At 71.5% G+C, this 20,728-nt stretch carries 18 protein-coding genes and 4 pseudogenes; 13 read left to right on the top strand and 9 right to left on the bottom strand.

The features are described 5' to 3' along the window. The first annotated feature begins 25 nt into the window (after nt 1-25). Entirely contained in the window at nt 26-1,264 is a 1,239-nt protein-coding gene (locus tag ACZ6TU_RS34090) for a serine hydrolase domain-containing protein (protein WP_467679688.1), read from the top strand. 151 nt (nt 1,265-1,415) lie between these two features. On the opposite strand, the gene ACZ6TU_RS34085 is transcribed toward ACZ6TU_RS34090, so the two are convergent. Together ACZ6TU_RS34085 and ACZ6TU_RS34080 are read right to left on the bottom strand one after the other, a co-directional pair. Further along, the gene (locus ACZ6TU_RS34085) at nt 1,416-2,480 is read right to left on the bottom strand and encodes an acyl-CoA dehydrogenase family protein (RefSeq protein WP_467679686.1); all 1,065 of its coding nucleotides are present in this window, start codon (nt 2,478-2,480) and stop codon (nt 1,416-1,418) included. Between the two features lie 98 nt (nt 2,481-2,578). Next, a pseudogene (locus ACZ6TU_RS34080) lies at nt 2,579-2,919 on the bottom strand (ABC transporter substrate-binding protein); the annotation flags it as partial. 231 nt (nt 2,920-3,150) lie between these two features. On the opposite strand from ACZ6TU_RS34080, the gene ACZ6TU_RS34075 reads away from it, so the two are divergent. Then, a complete protein-coding gene (locus ACZ6TU_RS34075; RefSeq protein WP_469552742.1) occupies nt 3,151-4,041 on the top strand; it encodes a glycoside hydrolase family 19 protein in 891 nt (296 codons plus the stop codon). A 34-nt stretch (nt 4,042-4,075) separates the two neighbouring features. After that, the gene (locus tag ACZ6TU_RS34070) at nt 4,076-4,984 is read left to right on the top strand and encodes an oxidoreductase (RefSeq protein WP_469552740.1); all 909 of its coding nucleotides are present in this window, start codon (nt 4,076-4,078) and stop codon (nt 4,982-4,984) included. 4 nt (nt 4,985-4,988) lie between these two features. On the opposite strand, the gene ACZ6TU_RS34065 is transcribed toward ACZ6TU_RS34070, so the two are convergent. Beyond that, nucleotides 4,989-5,447 carry a pyridoxamine 5'-phosphate oxidase family protein gene (locus ACZ6TU_RS34065; RefSeq protein ID WP_467679680.1) on the bottom strand — a complete coding sequence of 153 codons (459 nt, stop codon included), beginning with the start codon at nt 5,445-5,447 and terminating at the stop codon, nt 4,989-4,991. Nucleotides 5,448-5,687: 240 nt separating this feature from the next. Here ACZ6TU_RS34065 and ACZ6TU_RS34060 point away from each other — a divergent pair, with 240 nt between their 5' ends. Together ACZ6TU_RS34060 and ACZ6TU_RS34055 are read left to right on the top strand one after the other, a co-directional pair. Beyond that, the gene (locus tag ACZ6TU_RS34060) at nt 5,688-6,116 is read left to right on the top strand and encodes a hypothetical protein (RefSeq protein ID WP_469552738.1); all 429 of its coding nucleotides are present in this window, start codon (nt 5,688-5,690) and stop codon (nt 6,114-6,116) included. A gap of 746 nt (nt 6,117-6,862) precedes the next feature. Continuing rightward, nucleotides 6,863-7,570 (top strand): annotated as a pseudogene (locus ACZ6TU_RS34055) (IS5 family transposase). Here ACZ6TU_RS34055 and ACZ6TU_RS34050 read toward each other — a convergent pair. Further along, nucleotides 7,567-7,962, bottom strand: a complete 396-nt coding sequence (locus tag ACZ6TU_RS34050) for a tautomerase family protein (protein WP_467679677.1) — start codon at nt 7,960-7,962, stop codon at nt 7,567-7,569. The pseudogene ACZ6TU_RS34055 and the gene ACZ6TU_RS34050 overlap by 4 nt on opposite strands. Before the next feature lie 135 nt (nt 7,963-8,097). Between ACZ6TU_RS34050 and ACZ6TU_RS34045 the strand changes: the two genes are divergently transcribed. Both ACZ6TU_RS34045 and ACZ6TU_RS34040 read left to right on the top strand, forming a co-directional pair. After that, nucleotides 8,098-8,493 (top strand): VOC family protein, encoded by a 396-nt coding sequence (locus ACZ6TU_RS34045; RefSeq protein ID WP_467679675.1) that lies wholly within the window; start codon nt 8,098-8,100, stop codon nt 8,491-8,493. Between the two features lie 52 nt (nt 8,494-8,545). Further along, entirely contained in the window at nt 8,546-9,625 is a 1,080-nt protein-coding gene (locus tag ACZ6TU_RS34040; protein WP_469552736.1) for an adenosine deaminase, read from the top strand. Here ACZ6TU_RS34040 and ACZ6TU_RS34035 read toward each other — a convergent pair. Further along, entirely contained in the window at nt 9,607-10,122 is a 516-nt protein-coding gene (locus ACZ6TU_RS34035) for a mycothiol transferase (RefSeq protein WP_467679672.1), read from the bottom strand. The genes ACZ6TU_RS34040 and ACZ6TU_RS34035 overlap by 19 nt on opposite strands. Before the next feature lie 62 nt (nt 10,123-10,184). Next, on the bottom strand, nt 10,185-11,153 hold the full coding sequence (locus ACZ6TU_RS34030) for a LysR family transcriptional regulator (RefSeq protein ID WP_467679671.1): 969 nt from the start codon (nt 11,151-11,153) through the stop codon (nt 10,185-10,187). A 117-nt stretch (nt 11,154-11,270) separates the two neighbouring features. Here ACZ6TU_RS34030 and mgrA point away from each other — a divergent pair, with 117 nt between their 5' ends. Further along, the gene (gene mgrA / locus ACZ6TU_RS34025; RefSeq protein WP_469552733.1) at nt 11,271-12,263 is read left to right on the top strand and encodes an L-glyceraldehyde 3-phosphate reductase; all 993 of its coding nucleotides are present in this window, start codon (nt 11,271-11,273) and stop codon (nt 12,261-12,263) included. Nucleotides 12,264-12,309: 46 nt separating this feature from the next. Here mgrA and ACZ6TU_RS34020 read toward each other — a convergent pair whose 3' ends face one another. Then, nucleotides 12,310-12,597 carry a DUF1905 domain-containing protein gene (locus ACZ6TU_RS34020; RefSeq protein WP_467679668.1) on the bottom strand — a complete coding sequence of 96 codons (288 nt, stop codon included), beginning with the start codon at nt 12,595-12,597 and terminating at the stop codon, nt 12,310-12,312. A 69-nt stretch (nt 12,598-12,666) separates the two neighbouring features. Continuing rightward, a pseudogene (locus tag ACZ6TU_RS34015) lies at nt 12,667-12,789 on the bottom strand (nuclear transport factor 2 family protein); the annotation flags it as partial. A gap of 362 nt (nt 12,790-13,151) precedes the next feature. Between ACZ6TU_RS34015 and ACZ6TU_RS34010 the strand changes: the two are divergent. The 4 genes and pseudogenes from ACZ6TU_RS34010 to ACZ6TU_RS33995 all read left to right on the top strand — a co-directional run bounded on the left by ACZ6TU_RS34010 (nt 13,152) and on the right by ACZ6TU_RS33995 (nt 18,071). Beyond that, the gene (locus ACZ6TU_RS34010) at nt 13,152-13,562 is read left to right on the top strand and encodes a hypothetical protein (protein ID WP_467679666.1); all 411 of its coding nucleotides are present in this window, start codon (nt 13,152-13,154) and stop codon (nt 13,560-13,562) included. A gap of 46 nt (nt 13,563-13,608) precedes the next feature. Continuing rightward, complete coding sequence (locus tag ACZ6TU_RS34005) at nt 13,609-15,939, top strand: FHA domain-containing protein (protein ID WP_469552731.1); 2,331 nt, start codon at nt 13,609-13,611, stop codon at nt 15,937-15,939. Between the two features lie 9 nt (nt 15,940-15,948). Continuing rightward, a pseudogene (locus tag ACZ6TU_RS34000) lies at nt 15,949-16,482 on the top strand (hypothetical protein); the annotation flags it as partial. A 602-nt stretch (nt 16,483-17,084) separates the two neighbouring features. Beyond that, complete coding sequence (locus tag ACZ6TU_RS33995) at nt 17,085-18,071, top strand: serine/threonine-protein kinase (protein ID WP_469552728.1); 987 nt, start codon at nt 17,085-17,087, stop codon at nt 18,069-18,071. A 34-nt stretch (nt 18,072-18,105) separates the two neighbouring features. Here the strand turns inward: ACZ6TU_RS33995 and ACZ6TU_RS33990 are convergent, their stop codons facing one another. Beyond that, complete coding sequence (locus ACZ6TU_RS33990) at nt 18,106-19,404, bottom strand: streptophobe family protein (protein ID WP_469552727.1); 1,299 nt, start codon at nt 19,402-19,404, stop codon at nt 18,106-18,108. A 179-nt stretch (nt 19,405-19,583) separates the two neighbouring features. Here ACZ6TU_RS33990 and ACZ6TU_RS33985 point away from each other — a divergent pair, with 179 nt between their 5' ends. Further along, entirely contained in the window at nt 19,584-20,717 is a 1,134-nt protein-coding gene (locus ACZ6TU_RS33985; protein WP_469552725.1) for a DUF6777 domain-containing protein, read from the top strand. Nucleotides 20,718-20,728: the final 11 nt, after the last annotated feature.

The raw sequence follows: 20,728 nt of genomic DNA, 5'->3' as shown, positions 1-20,728 counted from the left end.
CTCGGTGAACGGGAGGCACACACCCATGAAGCAGCGGGCTTCACGCACCGTCTCATTCGGCCTGGCCGTGGCGTTGTCCGCCGGAACGGCGGCACTCGCCCCGTCCGCGCACGCGGCACAGTCGCGGGGCGACCACGAGGCGACCCGGACCGCACTGCGTGATCTGGTCGAGAAGGGCGGACTGCCCGGAGTGGCCGCCAAGGGCCATGACGACAAGGGAAGTTGGTTCGCGGAGGCCGGCTACGCCGACACCGGCACGGGCCGCGAGCGTTCCCCCGGCGACCACTTCCGCGGGGCCAGCATCACCAAGACGTTCGTCGCGACCGTCCTGCTCCAGCTGGAGGCCGAAGGCAGACTGAGCCTGGACGACACGGTCGAGTCGTGGCTGCCGGACCTGGTGCGGGGCAACGGCTACGACGGCGGCAAGATCACTCTGCGGCAGCTCCTCAACCACACCAGCGGCATCGCCAACTACACCGACGACCCCGCCTTCGTCCACGACGCCGCCGGTCCCGGCTTTCCGGAGCACCGGTACGACACGCACACGCCCGAGCAACTCGTGGCGATCGCGCTGAAGTACCCGCCGCTGCCCGATCCGGAGACTACGCCGGTGTACTCGAACACCAACTTCGTCATCGCCGGGATGGTCGTCGAGAAGGCGACGGGCCGCTCGTACGCGCAGGAGATCACCCGCCGCATCATCCGGCCGCTGAAGCTGCGCGGCACGTCGTTCCCCGGCACGTCACCCCACATGCCGAAACCCCACCCCGTCGGCTACTCCCGGCTGCACCAGGAAGCCCCCGACGCGAGAATCCACGATGCCACCGAGCAGAACATGACCTGGCTGGGCGCGGCCGGCGATGTCATCTCCACCGCCGGCGACCTCAACCGCTTCCATCGCTCCCTGATGAGGGGCGAGTTGCTGCCCCCGGCGCAGATGAAGGAGATGCTCGACGAGGTCCCGACGGGGAAGGGGCTCGGGTTCGGGCTCGGAGTCGAGTTCGCGAAGCTGTCCTGCGGGGCGAAGGTGGTGGGCAAGACCGGCCGTACCAACGGATCCGTGTCCGCGATGGTCGGCACGCAGGACGGGAAGCACCAGCTGACGTTCAACATCAACGGCGACTGGCTGGGGGACGGGTCGCGCTACATCGATGTGATCGAAGCGGAGTTCTGCGGCAAGGTCCCGTCCCCTGCCGACAAGCCGTCCCTGACTGACGAGTCCTCCCCGGCCGACAAACCGTCCCTGCCGCAGCTCGGCTGGTGAGCTGGTCCGGAGACGCGTGAGCAGTAACGGCAGATCCGGTCGCGGATCCTGTCGATCAGCAGCGGGTCCGGAGACATCCCTACGACCCTGGCCGGCTCCCGCTTCGACCAGTGCGTCGCCCCCTCGGGGTCTCCTGCTCAAACCCAGCCCACTAGCCGGACGCCAGCGCGCCGAGGTGCGTCCGGCGTGCCTCGGCCGTCTGGCCCTGCACCAGCAGGAACATCCCCTCGCGTGCCAGCCGCTGCGCCCGGCTGCCCAGGGCCATGGACCGGCCGCCCCCGGCCACGATCGCCGCGGTCGTGGCCGCCCGCAGCACGTCGTACGCCCGTGCCTTGAGCACCAGCCGTTCCGGGACGCACTCGTGCGGGGCGGGGCGGTCGGCCAGGGCGTAGGCCTCCCGCCGGACGTCGTCGAGCCGGGCCCGCAGCGACCGGGCCGGCTCCTGACCGTCCGGGACGTCCGCCACCAGGTCCAGCGCCGCGCTCGCCACCCCGAACACGGCCGGACTGGTGTTGGCGGCCCTGGGCAGGTCGGCCAGGGCGAACTGCTCCTGCGAGGTGCGCAGCACGACGGCGTCCTCCGGCACCCACAGGCCGTCCAGCTCCAGGGAGACCGTACGGGCGGCGGTGAGGGCGGCGAGCCGCATCGGCGCCGACGGACGCATCCCCGGCTGTTCGCGGGCCTCGGTGACGACGAACACCACGTCGGCCGAGTCCGTCACACCCGCCAGCAGCATCACGTCGTTCAGACCCCAGCCCGTGTACCAGGGCACCGTGCCTTCGAAGCGCCAGCCGCCCCGCTCGGGCACGGCCCGCACCGGCACGCGGGGGAAGGCACGGACGTGCGCGAACGCGATGCCGGCCAGAGAGTCGCCGGTCGCCAGCGGGCGCAGCAGCTTCTCCCGGACCGGCGAGGCGTATGTGGCGAGCAGCTTCACCGGTGTGTGGTGCTGTGTCTGCACGAACCATGTGGAGCAGCACGCCCCGGCCAGGATCTCCGCGACCTCCCGTGCCACGGCGGCGGGCGCGTCCGCCCCGCCGTATTCTTTCGGCGCGCCCAGTCCGAGCAGCCCCGACCGCCTCACCGCCTCGATGTGGCTCGTCGGCACCCCCTCCTGGTCGACGCGCTCGGCGTGCGGGACGAGGAGATCGTGCGCCAGTCGCTGCGCGCGGATGACCAGGGGGTGGGACGAGGAGGCGAGGGGCGTGGTGCTCATGGCAGAAATTCTCGGTCGCGTGGCGCGGGGTGTCGATCAGGGGGGCCGTGTCGTTCGCCCGACCCGTCAAGGACGCGCGCCGCGCAGGTCCAGTTCGTCAGCATGTCGAAGCCGAGGCCGTCGGCGCGGGCCAGGTAGATGCGCTGGCGCACATGACTGTCCCGCAGGTACAGCAGCCCGCGCGGCCCGCGTACGACACCGGGCCCGCCGCCGCCCAGATCGCCGACACGTCCAGCGTCCCGGCCCGCTTCAGCAGCGCGGTCAGCAACAGCACGCCCTGATAACAGGACTCACCGAGGCTGCCGAGGGCGGGTGCCTCGACGCCGTAGCGGGCCGCGTAGCGCCCGTGGAAGTCGAGGGTGTCCCGGTTGGCCGGCGAGGCGAAGAACCCGGCCGTGCTGTAGAGGTCCTCGGGCGCCGACGGGCCGCTCGCCATCAGCCCGGCCGCGACGCTGGCGGAGTCGGCACGCGCGTGAGCCCGGGGTGACCCGGTGCACGGATGACTGGTCTACACCCTTGACTGGTACAGACCAACGCGGTTGAGTGTGCCTCCACCACCCCCCACCACGGCCGCGCCCACGCCGTGACCGGTCCACCGGTGCGTGCGGTGAAGGCTCTGCTCCGCCCTGCCCCGACAGGTGCGGCCGTGCCCCGCAAAGGAGTTGACCCCGTGTCGAGACGCCGTGTCTCCGCCGTCCTGGCCGCCCTCGCCCTCGCGGGCACCGCGCCGGTGCTCCTGCCGGCCACCAGCGCCTCCGCCGCCGCGTGCTCCAGCTACCCGAACTGGACGGCGGGCAAGTCGTACGCCGCCGGCGACATCGTCCGCTACACCGACGGCAAGGCGTACATCGCCGAACACGCCAACCCGGGCTACGACCCGACCATCAGCACCTGGTACTGGGAGCCGTACGCCTGCGACAGCGGGCCGGGCACGCCGGCCGCCCGATTCGTCGTGACCGAGGCGCAGTTCAACCAGATGTTCCCGAACCGGAATCCCTTCTACACCTACAGCGGTCTCACCGCGGCGCTGAGTGCCTACCCCGGCTTCGCCGACACCGGCAGCGACACGGTGAAGAGGCAGGAGGCCGCCGCCTTCCTCGCCAACGTCGGCCACGAGACCGGCGGCCTGGTGCACGTGGTGGAGCAGAACACCGCCAACTACCCGCACTACTGCGACTGGAGCCGGCCCTACGGCTGCCCGGCCGGCCAGGCCGCCTACTACGGACGCGGCCCGATCCAGCTGAGCTGGAACTTCAACTACAAGGCCGCGGGCGACGCGCTCGGCATCGACCTGCTGAACAACCCCTGGCTGGTGCAGAACGACTCGGCCGTCGCCTGGAAGACGGCCCTGTGGTACTGGAACACCCAGACCGGCCCCGGCACCATGACCCCGCACAACGCCATGGTGAACGGCGCCGGCTTCGGTCAGACCATCCGCAGCATCAACGGCTCCCTGGAGTGCGACGGCAAGAACCCGGCGCAGGTGCAGAGCCGTGTGAACAACTACCAGCGGTTCACGCAGACCCTCGGGACGTCACCCGGCGGCAACCTCTACTGCTGACGCCGGAGCGTGGGGCGTGTGTGAGACTCCGTCGATGAGCTCACAGACGATCACCGCGGACGCCGCGGGCACCTGGAAACTCGGCGACCTGCCCGTCCACCGCCTCGGCTTCGGCGCGATGCGGCTGACGGGCAGTGCCGCCTTCCATCTCGGCACTCCGAGTGACCGCGACCGGTCGATCGCCGTCCTGCGCAAGGCGATCGACCTCGGCGTGAACCACATCGACACGGCCGCCTTCTACTTCTCGTCGCTGCGCTCCGCCAACGAACTCATCAACAGCGCGCTGGCGCCGTACCCCGACGACCTGGTCATCGTCACCAAGGTGGGTCCGTACCGGACCTGGTCGGGGGAGTGGGGCACCTCGGCCCGCCCCGAGGACCTGCGCCCCCACGTCGAGGAGAACCTGCGCCAGCTCGGCCGAGACCACCTGGATGTGGTCAACCTGCGCCGGATGCCGAAGTACGACTCGATCGCCGAGCACTTCGGCGCCCTCGCGGAACTGCGCGAGGCGGGCCTGATACGCCACCTGGGGATCTCCAACGCCGAGCCCCGCCACCTCGCCGAGGCGCAGGCCATCGCGCCCGTGGTCTGCGTGCAGAACCGGTACGCCCTCGACCGCCCCGACCCCGCCACCGACGAACTGCTGCGGATCTGCGGAGAACAGGGCATCGCGTTCGTGCCGTTCTACGCCGTCGCCGGCGAGGGCGGGGAGCGGGGCGCCACCACCGCCCACGACGAGGAGGTGCGCGCCGTAGCCCGTGATCACGGCGCGAGCCCCGCGCAGATCCGCATCGCCTGGACCCTGCACCAGGGACCACATGTGCTCGCCATCCCCGGTACCGGCAACCCCGACCACCTCGTGGAGAACGTGGCAGCGGGCGCGATCCGCCTCACGGACGGGGAACTGGACCGGCTGAACGCGCTGCGCCGAAAGGACGGTTGACCGGTCAGACCACCCAGGCCCCGTCGCGCATGAGATGCCGACGCGGCAACTCGTGCTGCTCGCACCACGCCTGCACCGCGCGCGGCCGCATCCGGAAGAACGCGTACGACGCGTGGTCCTCTCGCGGATCCCAGCCGGTCTTCGCCCGGAACGCCTCGGCCGCCTTCGGCGGCACCTCGGAGGTTGTGAAGGTCTCCACGTCACCGTCGGCGAGCACGACGTCCCGGGTGTCCCCGAAGGCCAGCCGGGTCCGTCGGCCGTCCCGCAGATTGCGGCCCGTGGGATTGGTCAGCCGCGTGCACAGCCACACGGCCTCGTCGTGCCACACGAACCAGAGCGGGACCAGGCACGGCACACCTTCGGTGTCCGCCGTGGCGACCCAGATGTCCATCTCCCGCTCCAGGCGGTGCAGGAGGTCCGCCTTGCGCTGCTCGGGCGTACGGGGTGGCTCGGTGATCTTCATGCCCGGGACACTAGTGGGTGGCCGGGCCGACCGCCTCGGGCTGTGGACGTAGGACGGAGACCTAGTCTCGGTCAACCGGGGCGGCCACAGGGTGTACCTGGACAACGGGAACGCCTGCGGGCGTGCGTTAATGAAGCCCCGGGCGGCTCGGATTGATCTGTACAAGACATTTCAAGATCCTTATGGTGCTACGGAACAGTCGCCTCAACCGGCGGCACGAACGTGAGTGAGGCAATGACAATGAGATGGCGAAACCGCTCCCGGGCCTTAGCCTCCACCGCTGCGCTCACCGGGTTGATCCTGGTGGGCCAGGCGAGCAGTCCCGCGCATGCCGCGGTCGCCGGGTGCACCACCACGGGCGTCAGCGGGACCGTCAACGTCGAGGGTTACACCGCAGGCTCCCACAACTACCCGTCCGTGTACCTCTCGGTGGCTGACACCGCAGCCGACGACCACCACGTGCGGGTCCGCTTCATCTCCCTCAGCGCTGCCGGTCCTCACGTCTACTTCCCGTGGCGTGCCCACTACGGCGGTAACGGCACCTCGAAGGGCTGGTCGACCTCGGCCTACTCCCCGGCCACCACCGCGGGATTCGCCGTCCAGGCCGCGGTCTGGGAGGGAGACGACCCCAACCCGATCCGGTACTGCACCGACTACACCTGGTACTGACCCGGAGCGGCCTCGCAGGCCGACCGGCCTCGGCAGGCGGCTCCCCTCCTGCGCGGCAGAGCCGGGGCGCGGGCCTCTGTCCGCCCGGGAGTGGGGGCAGATCAACTACTGACCGACGATCGGCCTGTCCCAGGCTCCACCGGACCAACTCAACCTTCGATGACACGCACTCAAGGTTCGTTGGCACAGGACATGGAGGGGAGGTGTGTCGTCGCCGCGCCGGTCACGGTTGGCGCGGTCGGCCGCCTTTGGAGCGATACTCAGAGAACCCAGGGGTCGTGATCCGGGGCGCGCTGCCCCGTTCGGTACTGCGCCTGGAACAACGGCGTCAGACAGAGCATCCTGGGCTTGTCGGCCTTTCCCGCTCGCGCCCTCGGACCCGCCGGGGAAGGGGAGCAGTGCGGATGCCGACGGCCGTACGGGACCGCGACAGTGGACCACCACGTCACCTGAACACCTCGAGCCAGATGGCCCGCGGGATGCTGAGGACCGTCTGTGGAGCGCACCAGGAGCTGCGGCGAGACCCCTCCGGGCCCGGCTCGGCGGACGTCGGCTCTCGACCTGCCCGCGCGGCAGAGACAGACGGTGTTGGGGCCCGACCTGCCGGACCACCCGCCGGTCGGGACCGCAGCACAGGGCGGGTTTGTCCGTACCGCTCTCGCCCTCGCCGTGCACGTGCGGGCGCACAGTTGGGCGGAGTCCGACCTGGAGCGTGTCTCTTTGATGGGCCCGTCAGTGGATCGGATGTGCCTGTCCGGCTCGTGATCACTGATGCGATGTGGGACCGGATCGAGCCGCTGATGCCGGCCGATCCAGTCCGCGGACGGCGGTGGGCCGACCGCCGTCGCGCGCTCGAGGCCATCGCGTGGAAGTACCGCAGCAACTCGCCCTGGCGGGGCCTCCTCGACGAACTCGGCTGGAAGGGGGCTGCAGGCCGAAACGAGTCGGCCGACGATGTACTCGGACGCTCCCGCCGGGCTGAGCATCAAGATCCACCTGGTCTCGGACGGCCATGCACGGCCCCTGGCTCTGGCCGTCACAGCGGGCCAGGCCGGTGACGCGCCCGCCTTCGAGACGGTCATGGCCCGTATCCGGGTGCCGAGAACCGGTCCCGGCCGGCCCCGGAACCGCCCCACCGTGGCCCTGGCCGGCCGCGCCTACTCGTCCCGCGCGATCCGCGACCACCTGCGCCGCCGACAGATTCGCGTGGTCATCCCACAGCCGTCGGACCAGATCGGCGACCGTCTGCGGCAGGGCCGCCTAGGGGGGCGCCCGCCCGGCTTCGATGCGGATACCTACAAGCAGCGCAACACCGTCGAGCGGCGCACCGACCGCCTCAAGCAGTGGCGCGGCCTGGCCACACGAACCGACAGACCGCGATCGCCTACCAGGCCGCACTCCACCTCGCCGCCATCCTCATCTGGGCACGGTGCCGACCAGCAGACAGAACCTAGGCCCTCGAAGTGCCGAGATACTGCGCTCGCCCCTCTCCGAGTGACCAGTCGGCCGGTCCGTTCTCCGTCAGGACGACGAACACGTTCCGCGGCTCCGTGCCCGCATAGGCGTGCGCGAGCTCGGTGATCCTCCGGTACAGCGCCTGCTTCCGCGCGGGCGTGCGACCGGTGCGCAGCGTGATCGCGACGTAGGCGATGCCGTCGTCGCGGTGCACGCCGAGGTAGTCGTCGTAGTGGAGGGTGCTGCTCGCGCCGTCGTGGTCGACCAGGACCTGGAACCGGTCGTCGGGCGGAATGCCGATCGTCTCCATGAGGGCGTCGTGGACGGCCCGGCCGAGTGCGGCGAGTCGCTCGGGGCCGGCCCGGAGCGTGTCTATGCGGACGAAGGGCATGGGATCTCCTCGGAGCCGTAGGGGCGTTGAAGGGGAGCGTACATACTAGTAGGTACAGAACTCGCGCCAGGTGTTTGCATCCCCTGAGTGTTACGTATAACCTCTCCCGTCAACCCCGTGCTCCGAAAGGCCCCGATGCGACGTATCGCCCTGGTCACCCTCGTCGTCGACGACTACGACGAGGCGATCCGCTTCTACACCGACGCTCTCGGGTTCCGGCTCGCCGAGGACGCTCCCCGGCCCGACGGGTCGCGCTGGGTCGTCGTCGAACCGGGGAGCCAGGGAACGGGCAGCGGTCTGCTGCTCGCCCGTGCCAAAGGGGAGACGCAGGCCGGCCGGGTCGGGGACCAGACCGGCGGGCGGGTCGGGTTCTTCCTGCACACCGACGACTTCGCCCGGGACCATGCCCGGATGACCGCCGCGGGCGTCACGTTCCTGGAGGAGCCACGGCACGAGCCGTACGGGACCGTCGCCGTCTTCCAGGACCTGTACGGCAACCGCTGGGACCTGCTCCAGCCCGCCACCGACTGACCGCACCGACTGACCGCACCGACTGAGAACGCACCTGCCGAGGAACACGCACATGACCGCGCCCCGCATCGACACCGACACCCTCCGCCGGCTGCCCAAGGCCGTGCTGCACGACCACCTCGACGGCGGCCTGCGCCCCGCCACCGTGGTGGAGCTCGCGGACGCGGTGGGCCACACCTTGCCCACCACCGATCCCGCCGAACTCGCCGCCTGGTACTACGAGGCCGCGAACTCCGGCGACCTGGTGCGTTACATAGCCACCTTCGAGCACACCCTCGCCGTCATGCAGACCCGCGAGGGCCTGCTGCGCACCGCCGAGGAGTACGTGCTCGACCTCGCCGCGGACGGTGTCGTCTACGGCGAGGTGCGCTACGCCCCGGAGCTGATGGTGCGGGGCGGGCTGGCCCTGCCCGAGGTCGTCGAGACCGTGCAGGAGGGGCTCGCGGCCGGTATGGCCAAGGCGGCGGCCGCGGGGACGCCCGTGCGCGTCGGGACGCTGCTGTGCGGGATGCGGATGTTCGACCGCAGCTGGGAGATCGCCGACCTGGTCGTGGCGTTCCGGGACGCCGGTGTCGTCGGCTTCGACATCGCCGGCGCCGAGGACGGCTTCCCGCCCGCCGACCACCTCGCGGCCTTCGAGCACCTGCGCCGCGAGAACGTGCCGTTCACCATCCACGCCGGGGAGGCCCACGGCCTGCCCAGCATCCACCAGGCCCTTCAGGTGTGCGGCGCTCAGCGCATCGGGCACGGGGTGCGCATCACCGACGACATCCCCGACCTCGCGGGGGGCAAGCTCGGCCGCCTCGCGGGCTGGGTGCTCGACCGGCGTGTCGCCCTGGAGATGTGCCCGACCTCCAACCTCCAGACCGGCGCCGCGACCTCAATCGCCGAGCACCCGATCACCGCGCTGAAGGACCTCGGCTTCCGCGTCACCCTCAACACCGACAACCGGCTCGTGTCGGGCACCACGATGACCCGCGAGATGTCGCTGCTGGTCGAGCAGGCGGGCTGGACCGTCGAGGACCTGCGCACGGTCACGGTGAACGCGCTGAAGAGCGCGTTCCTACCGTTCGACGAGCGGAACGCGCTGATCCGGGACGTGGTCCTGCCCGGCTACGAGGCCGCGCTCTGAAGGATTCCTCGCAGGTAGGCGGCCTGTCCGATGTGCTGGAGATCGTCGGACAGGACGCTGACCAGCCGGACGCCCAGGGTGACCGGCGGGTCCCAGCGCTCGTCGACGACGCGCTCCAGATCCTTGGCCGCCAGGCCGCGCAGGGCCTGAAGGGTCTGGTCGTGCACGGCGTCGTAGTAGCCGGTCAGCATCTCGCCGGAGTCGACCCGGACCTTGGCGACCTTGGCGGGGCTGTGGCCGTAGCCCGTGTCATGCCGGGGCAGACCGAGGCCGAAGCGTTTCTCCCAGTCCTGGGACAGCCACACCTGGTCGAGGCCGAAGGCGTCGGCGACGTGGTCGTCCTGGACCCGGGTGAGGTGCCAGACCAGCCAGGCGATGGAGTTGGTGTCGGGGGAGGGGCGGGCGCTCAGTTCGTCGGGCCCGAGGCCCCCGACGGTGGCGTGGACTTCTTCCCGGATGCGGTTGTAGCCGTCGATGAGGATGTCCTTCGCATGCATGGATCCACCATCGCGCATCGCCGCGCCTCGTGCGCCCCGGTTCACGCGCCGGTGGCCTCCGTTCACGCGCCGGTGACCTCCGTTTGCGCGCCCGCGCTCTCCGGTGTCGCGCCTGTCGTCCCCGGTGACGCGCCTGTGGTTCCCAGTGGCGCGCTCGTGGCCTCAAGCAGCGCCATCAGCGCCCGGGCCGCCGGGCTGGTGGCCTGCCGGGGCGGCAGCAGGGCCACCGTCTCGTAGACCGCCTCGCCGGTGCCCTTCACCTGCAGCGCGGTCAGGGAGGCACGCTTGTGCGCGAAGTGCCGCGGCACCACGGCGACGCCGAGGTTCTCGTCGACCAGGTCGAGCAGGGTGTGCACGTCATTCACCTCCAGGGCCACGGTCCGCCGCACGCCGGCGGCGGCGAACACCGAGTCGGTGGTGCGACGCGGCCCCCAGTCCGGGTGGAAGTCGACGAACACCTCCCCGCCCAGTTCCTCCGGCGTGACGGCCGCACCGGCGGCGGCCAGCCGGTGACTGGCGTGGCACAGCAGCGTCATCGGCTCGCTGGACAGCGGCACCGACCGCAACTGGTCGCTGTCCGCCTGCGTCCGTACCGCGAACGCCAGGTCGAGCCGCCCGGCCGCGACATCCTCCGCCAGCACGCCCGACCCGGCCTGCCGCAGACAGATCTCCACGTCCGGATGCTGATGCCGGAAGGTGGCGAGCAACCCCGCGACATGTACCCCGGCGATGCACTGCTCACTGCCGAGCGCGAGCATGCCGCGCAGTACGCCCTGCACCGCCGCCACCGCCTCGTGGGCGGCCCGCACCTGGGCCAGGATCCGCTCCGCCTCACCGAGCAGCGCCCGCCCGGCCGGGGTGAGCGTCACCCGGCGGGTCGTGCGCACGAACAGCGGCGTCTGGAGCTCCCGCTCCAGCGCCCGGATCGAGGCCGACAGGCCCGACTGGGACACCAGGAGTCGTTCCGCCGCCCGGGTGAAGTGCTGGTCCTCGGCGACCGCGACGAAGTGCTGCAAGTGACGCAGTTCCATGACTGAGAAGCGTATCCGCTGAATTCCATCGGATTCTTCTGTTGGACGCATGGGCGCAGGTCACGACAGAGTGGACACCGGTTTCTTCCCGACCGAGCCAACCCCTCTGGAGTCGCGTTGTACACCGCACACCCCGACCGCTACGCGGACATGCCCTACCGGCGCACCGGACGCAGCGGCCTGAAGCTCCCCGCGCTCTCGCTCGGCCTGTGGCACAACTTCGGCCCGGACCGGCCGGTCGAGACGCAGCGCGCCATCCTGCGCCGCGCCTTCGACCTCGGTGTCACCCACTTCGACCTCGCCAACAACTACGGCCCGCCACCCGGCGCCGCCGAGTCCGCGCTGGGCGAGTTCCTGAAGTCGGACTTCGCGGCCTACCGCGACGAACTGGTCATCTCCACCAAGGCCGGCTATCTGATGTGGCCCGGCCCGTACGGCGAGTGGGGCTCGCGCAAGTACGTGCTGTCCTCGCTGGACCAGAGCCTGAAGCGGATGGGACTGGACTACGTCGACATCTTCTACTCGCACCGCCCCGACCCGGACACCCCGCTCGAGGAGACGATGGGCGCCCTGCACTCGGCGGTGCAGCAGGGCAAGGCGCTGTACGTCGGGATCTCCAACTACTCCGCGGAGCAGACCCGCGAGGCCGCCCGCATCCTGGGCGAGCTGGGCACCCCGCTCCTCATCCACCAGCCGCGCTACTCGATGCTGGACCGCCGCCCCGAGGACGAGGGCCTGCTGGACGCCCTCGACGAACTCCAGGTCGGCTCCATCGTCTTCTCCCCGCTGGAGCAGGGCCTCCTCTCCGCCCGCTACCTCGACGGCATCCCGGAGGGCTCCCGGGCCGCGAGCGACAGCCCGTTCCTGAAGTCCGACGCGGTCACCGAGGAGCTGGTGGGCCGGCTGCGCGACCTGAACGACATCGCCAAGTCGCGCGGCCAGACCCTGGCCCAGATGGCGCTGGCCTGGGTGCTGCGCGGCGGCCGGGTCACCTCCGCGCTGGTCGGCGCGAGCAGCCCGCAGCAGCTGGAGGACAGCGTGGGAGCCATCGGCAACCTGGACTTCGACGCGGACGAGCTGGCCCGTATCGACGCGGTCGTCAAGCAGTAGCCGACCCCGGCTGTCCCGGGGGCGGCGGCCGCCCCCGGGACAGGTTCTAGGAGCCGATCCGCTCCTCCAGCCGCACCGTCACCGTGTCGCCCTCCTCCTTGCCGATGGTCTTGCGGACGTCGGCCTTCACGGGCAGCTTGTGCGTGCCGTCGCCCAGTGCCATGAACGAGCCGCGGAACGGGTGCCCGTCGATCGTCCCGCGCACCTTGACCAGGCCGCGGGTGCCGAAGAACTCGACGGACCGGGGCCAGACCAGATAGGTCCAGCCGCCCTCGGCGGGGCTCTTGCGCAGGACCGCGGTGAATTCCGCGTCCAGTTTCCCGGTCGTGGTCATGGTGTCCTCCGGTGTTCGGTCGCCTCTCACACACCAGACCGCGGGACACCGGGAAACTCATCGCCGGTCTCACGCCCCGGCGGGCACCCGGTCCAGAAATCCGAGCACGGCCCTGATCCGTCCCTGCTCGTCCAGCGTGATCACATCCGACCCGGCCAAGGGAGCCGAGCCGTCGGTCTCGCTCACCAGCTCCTCGTAACGGTGGGCGGGTGCGGGCATGGGCGATCAGCCTCCGAAAGGTCGTCTCTGCTGGTCAGGTCCCGGATCACCGCTCGCGGCGAACCGGCACGGACCACCCTGCCCGGACCCGGCGGGACCGTCGATCACCTCCGGAGCCATGCCCCCTGGCGCCCGCCCACAGCGTTTCGGCCAACTCGGGGTGTGAATATGCCAGGAGAGTGGCCGGAAAGACATGGTGACAGTGATTCAGTAGTGAACATACTGACCAGCGAGAGCGCTTCACCTCGAGCGACGGCGCCCTCACGCACAGCACGCGAGCCGCAGAACAGGCAAGGCCGGGCCGGCAGGCGGGCCGGGCAGCGGGGGAGGGTCACGTGCACGACGAGTTTCTGTGCCATGTCACGGCCTACGGAGCCTGTGACGGCCGCCGCATCGGCGTCCCCCTGGGCACCTACCGGGCGCCGACCCTCGCCCTCGCCCTGTGGTGGCTGCGCGACCGCGCCTCCTGGATCGCCCAGCGCCTCGACCCCCAGCCCGACGCCGAGCACTTACCGCCGGGCGCGCTTGTGCCGGTCGCCGAGACCGTGCCCGACGTGCCCACCCTGCTGCGCGCCTGGTGCGCCGATCCCGGTCAGCAGGAGCGGGTCGCCGAGGAGTTGGCGGCCGGACGGCTGGTGCGCATAGCCACCAGTGACGACACCACCGAGTACGAACTGCTCGCCGAGTCCGTGGACGCCCTGCGGATGCAGCGGGCGGCTCCCGTCCTGGGCGTACCCGTGGCCTGAGCGGCTCACCGGGTCATACATCAGGCAAATCGGTAGAATCTTGGTCATGGCGCAGCCGTCGGTAGCACCAGAACTCGTCCTGGAGACCGAGACGGGCTCCACAGTGATGATTCCGGGCCACGCTTACCACGTCGGGCGCGACCCGTTGAGCGACATCGTCATCGACGACGACCGGGTCTCATGGCACCACGCGGTGCTGCGGCCCCACGACGGGCACTGGACCATCGAGGACGAGAACAGCACCAACGGCACCTACGCCGACGGCCACCGCATCCACGAGTGGGACGTCGGCCCCGGCAGCGTCATCCGCTTCGGGAACCCTGCCGACGGACCGCGCGTGGTCCTGACGGGCCGCCCCGTGCCGGCCCCGGAACGCCCCTCCGCCGTCTCCGTGCCGGCCATGACCGGCACCTACCGGCAGCCCACGACCGTACGGCCGCTGCCCGCCCGCACCATCCGCATCGGCCGGGCCACCGACAACGACCTGGTCATCGACGACCTGGTGGTCTCCCGCCGGCACGCCGAACTGCGCGCCCTGCCCGACGGGACCTACGAGATCACCGATCTCGGCAGCCACAACGGCACGTACCTCAACGGCAGCCGGGTCACCAGCGCCCCGATCGGCCAGGGCGACATCGTCGGCATCGGCCACTCGGCGTTCTGCCTCGTCGGCGACGAACTCCAGGAGTATGTCGACACCGGTGAGATCTCCCTCGACGTGCAGAACCTCGCGGTGTCCGTCGACCGGGGGCGCAAGACGCTGCTCGACCACGTGTCGTTCCCGGTGGGGGAGAAGTGCCTGCTCGCCGTCGTCGGCCCGAGCGGCGCCGGGAAGTCCACGCTCCTCAACGCCCTCACCGGCCAGCGGCCCGCCGACCACGGCACCGTCCTCTACGACGGCCGCGACCTCTACCGCGACTACGCCGAGCTGCGCCAGCGCATCGGCCTCGTCCCGCAGGACGACATCCTGCACGCCCAGCTGACCGTCCGCAAAGCCCTCTCCTACGCCGCCGAGCTGCGCTTCCCGCAGGACACCGCCAAGGCCGAGCGGCGAGCCCGGGTCGACGAGGTGATCCGTGAACTGGGCCTGGAACAGCGCGCCGCCCAGCCCGTGCACAGCCTGTCCGGCGGCCAGCGCAAGCGCGTCAGCGTGGCTTTGGAGCTGCTGACGAAGCCGTCGCTGCTGTTCCTCGACGAGCCGACCTCCGGACTCGACCCCGGCATGGACCGCTCGGTGATGCACATGCTGCGCGGCCTCGCCGACGACGGCCGGACCGTCATCGTGGTCACCCACAGTGTGCTCAGCCTCGACGTGTGCGACCGGCTGCTCGTGCTCGCACCCGGCGGGAAGATCGCCTACTACGGGCCGCCCGAGGACGCCCTGGCGTACTTCGGGTTCGAGCAGTGGCCGGAGGCCTTCGAGGCGTTCGACCGGGACGCGGGCCGGGACTGGGCCGGGGACTACAGCGCCTCGCCCTTCCACGGCCGGTACGTCGCCGACGCCAGCGCCCAGCCCCAGCAGCCCCGGTCCGGGCCCGTCGTCATCACCGCGCCGCCCCGGCCGCGCAGCCGGGCCGCCCAGCTCGGCACGCTGGTGCGCCGGTACGCGGCCGCGCTCAGCGCCGACCGCACCTTCCTGATCATCATGATCGCCCTGCCGTTCGTGATGGGCGTGATGGCGCGGGCCCTGGCGGGCGGCAAGCTGACGCTCGACACGGCGATGAACGCACTGCTCATCCTGTGCGTCGGCGCGGTGCTCACCGGGGCCGCCAACGCCGTGCGCGAACTCGTCAAGGAACGGGTGATCTACCAGCGTGAGCGGGCGGTGGGCCTGTCCAGATCGGCGTACTTGATGTCCAAGGTCGTCGTGCTGGGTGTCATCACCGTGCTCCAGGCGGTGGTGCTGACCCTGGTCGCCCTGCTCGGCGTGGACCTCAACGCGCCCGGTGGCGAAGGCGTGCTGATGCCGCCCCTGGTGGAGATCGCGGTCGCCGTCGCCCTGCTGGCGTTCACGGCCATGATGCTCGGCCTGTTCATCTCCGCGCTGGTGCGCAAGGAGGAGGTGACGATGCCGCTGCTCGTGCTCATCGCCATCGTCCAGGTCGTCTTCTGCGGTGCCCTGCTGAAGCTGGACGGTGTGCCCGGGCTCGAGCAACTGGGCTGGCTGGTGCCCGCGCGCTGGGCGCTGGCTGCGATGGCCGGCACCGTCGGGCTGGCCCGGATCGTGCCCGACGAGCTGACCAAGGACCCGCTCTTCGAGCACTCGGCGGGCACGTGGCTGCTCGACGTCGGAATGCTGCTCGTACTGTCGGCGTTCTTCGGCTTCCTGGTGTCCCGGCTGCTGCGCCGCCACGAACCGGCCGTGATGCGGAAGTAGGGAGCCCCTATGACGACTCCCGGTTTCCGGCCCACCCACGTCGTCCCGCAGCACGGGATGCCCGCCTGGGAGGCGCCCGACCCGGCCCGGCCCACCGTGGACCTCGACCCCCTGCTGCCGGTGCAGCTCGTCGAGCGGCAGGGCGACTGGGGGCATGTGCTGTGCTTCAACGGCTGGTCGGCCTGGGTCGACGGCCGCCGCCTGGTCGCCGTACCGCAGGACCCGCCCGCCGCGGACGGACCGCTCACCCGCAGCGCCGACCCGCGTCCACTGCTGAGCCGGGCGCAGGAGGCCCTGGCGCGCTACCGGTCCGCGGTCGAGGACCTCGCGGCCGGTTCGGACCGGGAGTCCTTCCACGCCCGCACCCACGGGCTGCGGATCGGCGTCGTCGTCGACGGCGAGTCCGTGTGGCTCTACGACGCCGCCCACGGGCACTGGGTGTACGCCGAGGGCACCCGGGCGACCACGTACGCGACGGACGAGACACCCCGGTCCGACCCGGAATCCCACCCGGCCCCGGCGCGCACGCCCACCCGGGTCGTACCCGCGGAGGCCGTCGAGGGGATACCCCGGGCCGAGCAGCCGGGCCGGCCGGTGCAGCCGACCCCGCCGCCCGAGGCGCCGCCCACCCGGGTCGTACCGCCAGAGCCCCCTCGGGCCGTGTCTCGTGAGGCGCCGGAGCCGACACGGGCCGTGCCTCCTGCGGCACCGGAGCCGTCACGGGTGGTGTCGCCGGAGGTTGCCGAGTCCCCTCGGGCCGTGTCTCCCGAGGCTGCCGAGCCGACGCGGTTCGTGCCTCCTGAGGCCCCCGAGCCGACGCGGGTGGTGTCGCCGGAGGTGTCCGAGCCCCCTCGGGTCGTGCCTCGTGAGGTGCCCGAGCCGACGCGGTTCGTGCCTCCCGGGGCCCCCGAGCCCACGCGGGTGGTGTCACCGCAGCCCCCTCGGGGCGTGCCTCCCGAAGCTCCCCAGCCGCCACGGGGCGTGCCTCCCGAGACTTCGGAGCCCACACAGGTCGTGGCCCCCGAGGCGCCGCCCACGCGGGTCGTGGCCCCCGAGAGGGACGGCGAGTCGGCTCCGGACGAGGAGGCCTCCGGGCCCGGTGAGGCGCCGCCCACCCGGATCGTGTCACCCGAGGGTGACGCCCGTTGAACCGCGAGACGAGTCTGTTCTCGGGGCGGCCCTCCGAGCTGGTCGGGCAGCAGATCGCCGGGTACCGGATCGAGCAGGAGATCGGGCGCGGCGGCATGGCCGTGGTCTACCGGGCCCGGGACCTGCGTCTGGAGCGCACCGTCGCGCTCAAGCTGCTCGCCCCGGAACTCGCCCGCAACGACACCTTCCGGCGTCGCTTCACCCACGAGTCCCGGGCCGCCGCCGCGATCGACCACCCGCACATCGTGCCGGTCTTCGAGGCCGGAGAGACGGACGGAGTGCTGTACATCGCGATGCGGTTCGTCGCCGGCAGCGACCTGCGTCATCTCCTGGACCGGGAGGGGCCGTTGCCGCCCGCCACCGCCGTACGCATCGCCGCCCAGGTCGCCTCCGCGCTCGACGCGGCCCACGACCACGGGCTGGTGCACCGGGACGTCAAGCCCGGCAACATCCTGGTATCCCGCGGCACCGACAGCGACCACCCCGAGCACGTCTACCTCACCGACTTCGGTCTGACGAAGAAGTCGCTGTCGCTGACCGGATTCACCACGGTCGGCCAGTTCGTCGGCACACTCGACTACGTCGCCCCCGAACAGATCTCGGGCCGCCCGGTCGACGCCCGCTGTGACGTGTACGGCTTCGCCTGTGTCGTCTACGAGATCCTCGCCGGTCACCCGCCCTTCCTCCGGGACGACGACATGGCCCTGCTGTGGGCTCACCAGTACGACGACCCGCCGCCGCTGACCGAGGCCCGGCCCGACCTCCCACCCCAGGTGGACCCGGTGCTCGCCAAGGCCCTCGCGAAGAGACCCGACGACCGCTACCCCTCATGCCTCACCTTCGTCGCCGCACTGCGCGCCGCGACGGCCGGTGGCGGGGCCGTCGCCGGGCCCGTCCCCGCCCGGGCGGGCCGGCAGCCGGGGGAGGAGCGGCCGAAGCCGCCCCCGCGCTGGGCCGAACCGGTCTTCGTGGAGCGGACGTAGAGCAGCGGACGCAGAGCAGTCGGTGGGCCCGGCGTCAGCCCGCCTGCTCGGCGCGCACCTCGCCCCGCCGCCGTACGTGCCGTGCCAGCAGCGCCCCGGCGAACCCGGTCACCAGCCCCCACGGGACGGCCAGGCCCACGGCTCCCCACAGCCGGGGTCTGAGGAACAACTCGCCCGCGAGGCTGCCGCCCAGGTCGCCGATGCCGAGTACGGACAGTCCGTAGTGCGCGGAGATGCGCCCGACCAGGCAGATCATGAACACCGTGAGCATGAGCGCGACCGCCATGTGCACGGCGTGCTGCCAGGCCCGTACCCGGGCCGGCGACCGGGCCGCCATCACGAACGCGGCGGCGGTCAGCAGCACCACGTCGATGACCAGTAGCCACCACACCCTGCCGTCGTGCTCGGAGAGCGTCCGCAGGTTCAGCTCGGAGATGTCCGGGGTGCGCAGCACCTCGTCGAGCACATGGGGCATGGGCAGCCCGAACGGCCCCTCCACCCGGCCGTTCCAGGTGGCGCCGAGGCCGATCGTCAGTGCCAGCCACACCAGGTTGGGCATGCCGAGCAGGATCACGGCGAACGTCTCCGCCGCGTGCCCCCGGGTCGCCGCGACGACCAGGGCGACGACCACGCCGATGACGACGTAGGCGAGCAGCAGCGCGACCATCACGTACGCGGCCGGCCGCACCGACGTCTGGAAGCGCAGCAGCCCGGCCGGCAAGGGGGCGCCGCGCGACACCAGCAGGGCCAGCACCAGCACACCGGCCAGCCACACCACGCCGACGAACACGGACAGCGGAACGTCGGTGGTGAAGCCGATCTCCGGTGAGGCGCCGAACAGATCGCCGAGTTCGCCCAGCGCGTCGTTCCCGAGGGAGATGTCGAACGTGTGGCGGGCGGCGAGCGTCAGGCCGATCAGCGCGAGCAGCCACAGGGCCGCGATCCTGGCGGCCCAGCCGGCCAGCTCCGCGGCACCGGCGACCGCGCGGTGCCGCAGGGGCCGCAGGAAACCCCAGGCGATCACCAGCGCCCCGGTGAGCGTGACGGACAGCGGGATGACGGTCAGGCCCGCCTGCGTGTCGGCCAGGTCTCCGGCGCTCCCGGAGAGCTTCACGATGCCCCCGACGGCGGTGACCATGGTCGCCACGACGACCGGTGCGAACGCGCCGTCCGGGAGGTCCGCCGCCCCGGCCGCCCACAGGCCCAGCGCGGACACCACCGCCATGGCGAGCAGCCCGCCGAGCACCGTGACGAGGGCATGCGCCCAGCCGTGGCGGGCGGCGGCCCGCTCGCCGGAGGTGCGTGCCTGGCCGGAGGAGGTGCGCGAACTCACGCTGCCACGCTAAGCAGCACCCGCGCCGGACGCCCGTCGGGAGGTCCGTCCGCGTCGGCTTGCGAGCCGTACGGGATCGGAGCACACAATGAACGCGTAATGGCGAAAGCGGCATAAACCTGGATCAATCGCCTCAGGTGTGAGAAGGCCGCAGAGAACCCACGCGGGAAGAAGAGCTCGTGAGCGTCGAACCGCCGTCGTCCGGCCGCCCCACAGGACCTCCCTCGGGCCCGCTGTCGGGTCCCTCCCAGCCGCCGTCGGGAGGGGGGCCGCCCTCCGAGCCGCCGAGTGGGGAAGGGCAGGCGCCGGAGCCCCGCCGACCGTGGTGGGGGTCGGTACCCCGCGTCACGCTGATCGCCGCCGCCGTCGTGGCCGCCGTGATCCTGGCCGTGGTGTTCACCCGGCCCGACGGTGGCGGCACCGGCGCGTCCGACGGCGGCACCAGCACGTCCGAGGGCGAGGTCTTCCTCCAGCCCGCGGCCGACACCGGCCCGGACCCGTTCACCGAGTCCACGGCGAAGGAGAGCTCGGCCTCACCGGTCTCGCCCTCGCCCACCGAGTTGGCCACGCAGAACGCCGTCCAGGGCGTGCAGGGCGGAGCGCCCGGCCTGTACGGCGGCACCCGCAACGTGGCCAGCTGCGACGTGGAGAAGCAGATCACGTACTTCAAGGGGACTCCGGACAAGCAGCGGGCGTTCGCCTCCGTCGCCCGCGTCGACCCGCCCGACGTTCCCGCCTACCTGCGCTCGCTCACGCCCGTGGTGCTGCGCACGGACACCCGCGTCACCAACCACGGCTACAGCGACGGCCGCGCGACCAGCTACCAGGCCGTCCTCCAGGTCGGCACAGCCGTCCTCGTCGACGACCGCGGCGTGCCCCGGGTGCGCTGCGCGTGCGGCAACCCGCTGTCCGCGCCGGTCGCCCAGCAGACCGCGCCCAAGACGACCGGCGACGCGTGGCCGGGATACAAGCCGTCGAACGTCGTCGCGGTCACGCCCGCTCCGAAGCCGGTCGACCTCTTCGTCATGTGCCAGCCCGACGGCGAGTGGTTCGAGCGCCACAAGGGCGACACCGGCACGAAGGACCGCAAGACCGAGAAGCCCGACAAGCCCTCCCCGTCGGTGAGCGTCACCACGCCGACGTCACCGTCCGACCCGACCTCGTCGGAGCCTCCCACGAGCGAACCGCCGACGTCGGATCCGGAGACGTCGCCGGAGCCGCCGACGAGCGAGCCGCCGACGTCGGAGCCCCAGCAGCCTCCGCCCGGGAACGACACCGGGAACGGCACGACGGACCAGGCCCCGGCCTCCTGACCCGGCCTGAC

The sequence above is a fragment of the Streptomyces sp. NPDC052064 genome (assembly GCF_055585925.1).
The sequence above is the reverse complement of the archived record's forward strand: the minus strand, read 5'-3'. Positions and strand labels throughout refer to the sequence as shown.

Excerpts from the sequence above, each read along its gene's own strand:
- ACZ6TU_RS34050 (WP_467679677.1), bottom strand. The coding sequence starts at position 7,962 with ATGCCCTTCGTCCGCATAGACACGCTCCGGGCCGGCCCCGAGCGACTC.
- ACZ6TU_RS34090 (WP_467679688.1), top strand. The coding sequence starts at position 26 with ATGAAGCAGCGGGCTTCACGCACCGTCTCATTCGGCCTGGCCGTGGCG.
- ACZ6TU_RS34040 (WP_469552736.1), top strand. The coding sequence starts at position 8,546 with ATGACCGCGCCCCGCATCGACACCGACACCCTCCGCCGGCTGCCCAAG.
- ACZ6TU_RS34020 (WP_467679668.1), bottom strand. The coding sequence starts at position 12,597 with ATGACCACGACCGGGAAACTGGACGCGGAATTCACCGCGGTCCTGCGC.
- ACZ6TU_RS34035 (WP_467679672.1), bottom strand. The coding sequence starts at position 10,122 with ATGCATGCGAAGGACATCCTCATCGACGGCTACAACCGCATCCGGGAA.
- ACZ6TU_RS34060 (WP_469552738.1), top strand. The coding sequence starts at position 5,688 with ATGAGATGGCGAAACCGCTCCCGGGCCTTAGCCTCCACCGCTGCGCTC.
- ACZ6TU_RS34070 (WP_469552740.1), top strand. The coding sequence starts at position 4,076 with ATGAGCTCACAGACGATCACCGCGGACGCCGCGGGCACCTGGAAACTC.
- ACZ6TU_RS34045 (WP_467679675.1), top strand. The coding sequence starts at position 8,098 with ATGCGACGTATCGCCCTGGTCACCCTCGTCGTCGACGACTACGACGAG.
- ACZ6TU_RS34005 (WP_469552731.1), top strand. The coding sequence starts at position 13,609 with ATGGCGCAGCCGTCGGTAGCACCAGAACTCGTCCTGGAGACCGAGACG.
- ACZ6TU_RS34030 (WP_467679671.1), bottom strand. The coding sequence starts at position 11,153 with ATGGAACTGCGTCACTTGCAGCACTTCGTCGCGGTCGCCGAGGACCAG.
- ACZ6TU_RS34085 (WP_467679686.1), bottom strand. The coding sequence starts at position 2,480 with ATGAGCACCACGCCCCTCGCCTCCTCGTCCCACCCCCTGGTCATCCGC.
- ACZ6TU_RS34065 (WP_467679680.1), bottom strand. The coding sequence starts at position 5,447 with ATGAAGATCACCGAGCCACCCCGTACGCCCGAGCAGCGCAAGGCGGAC.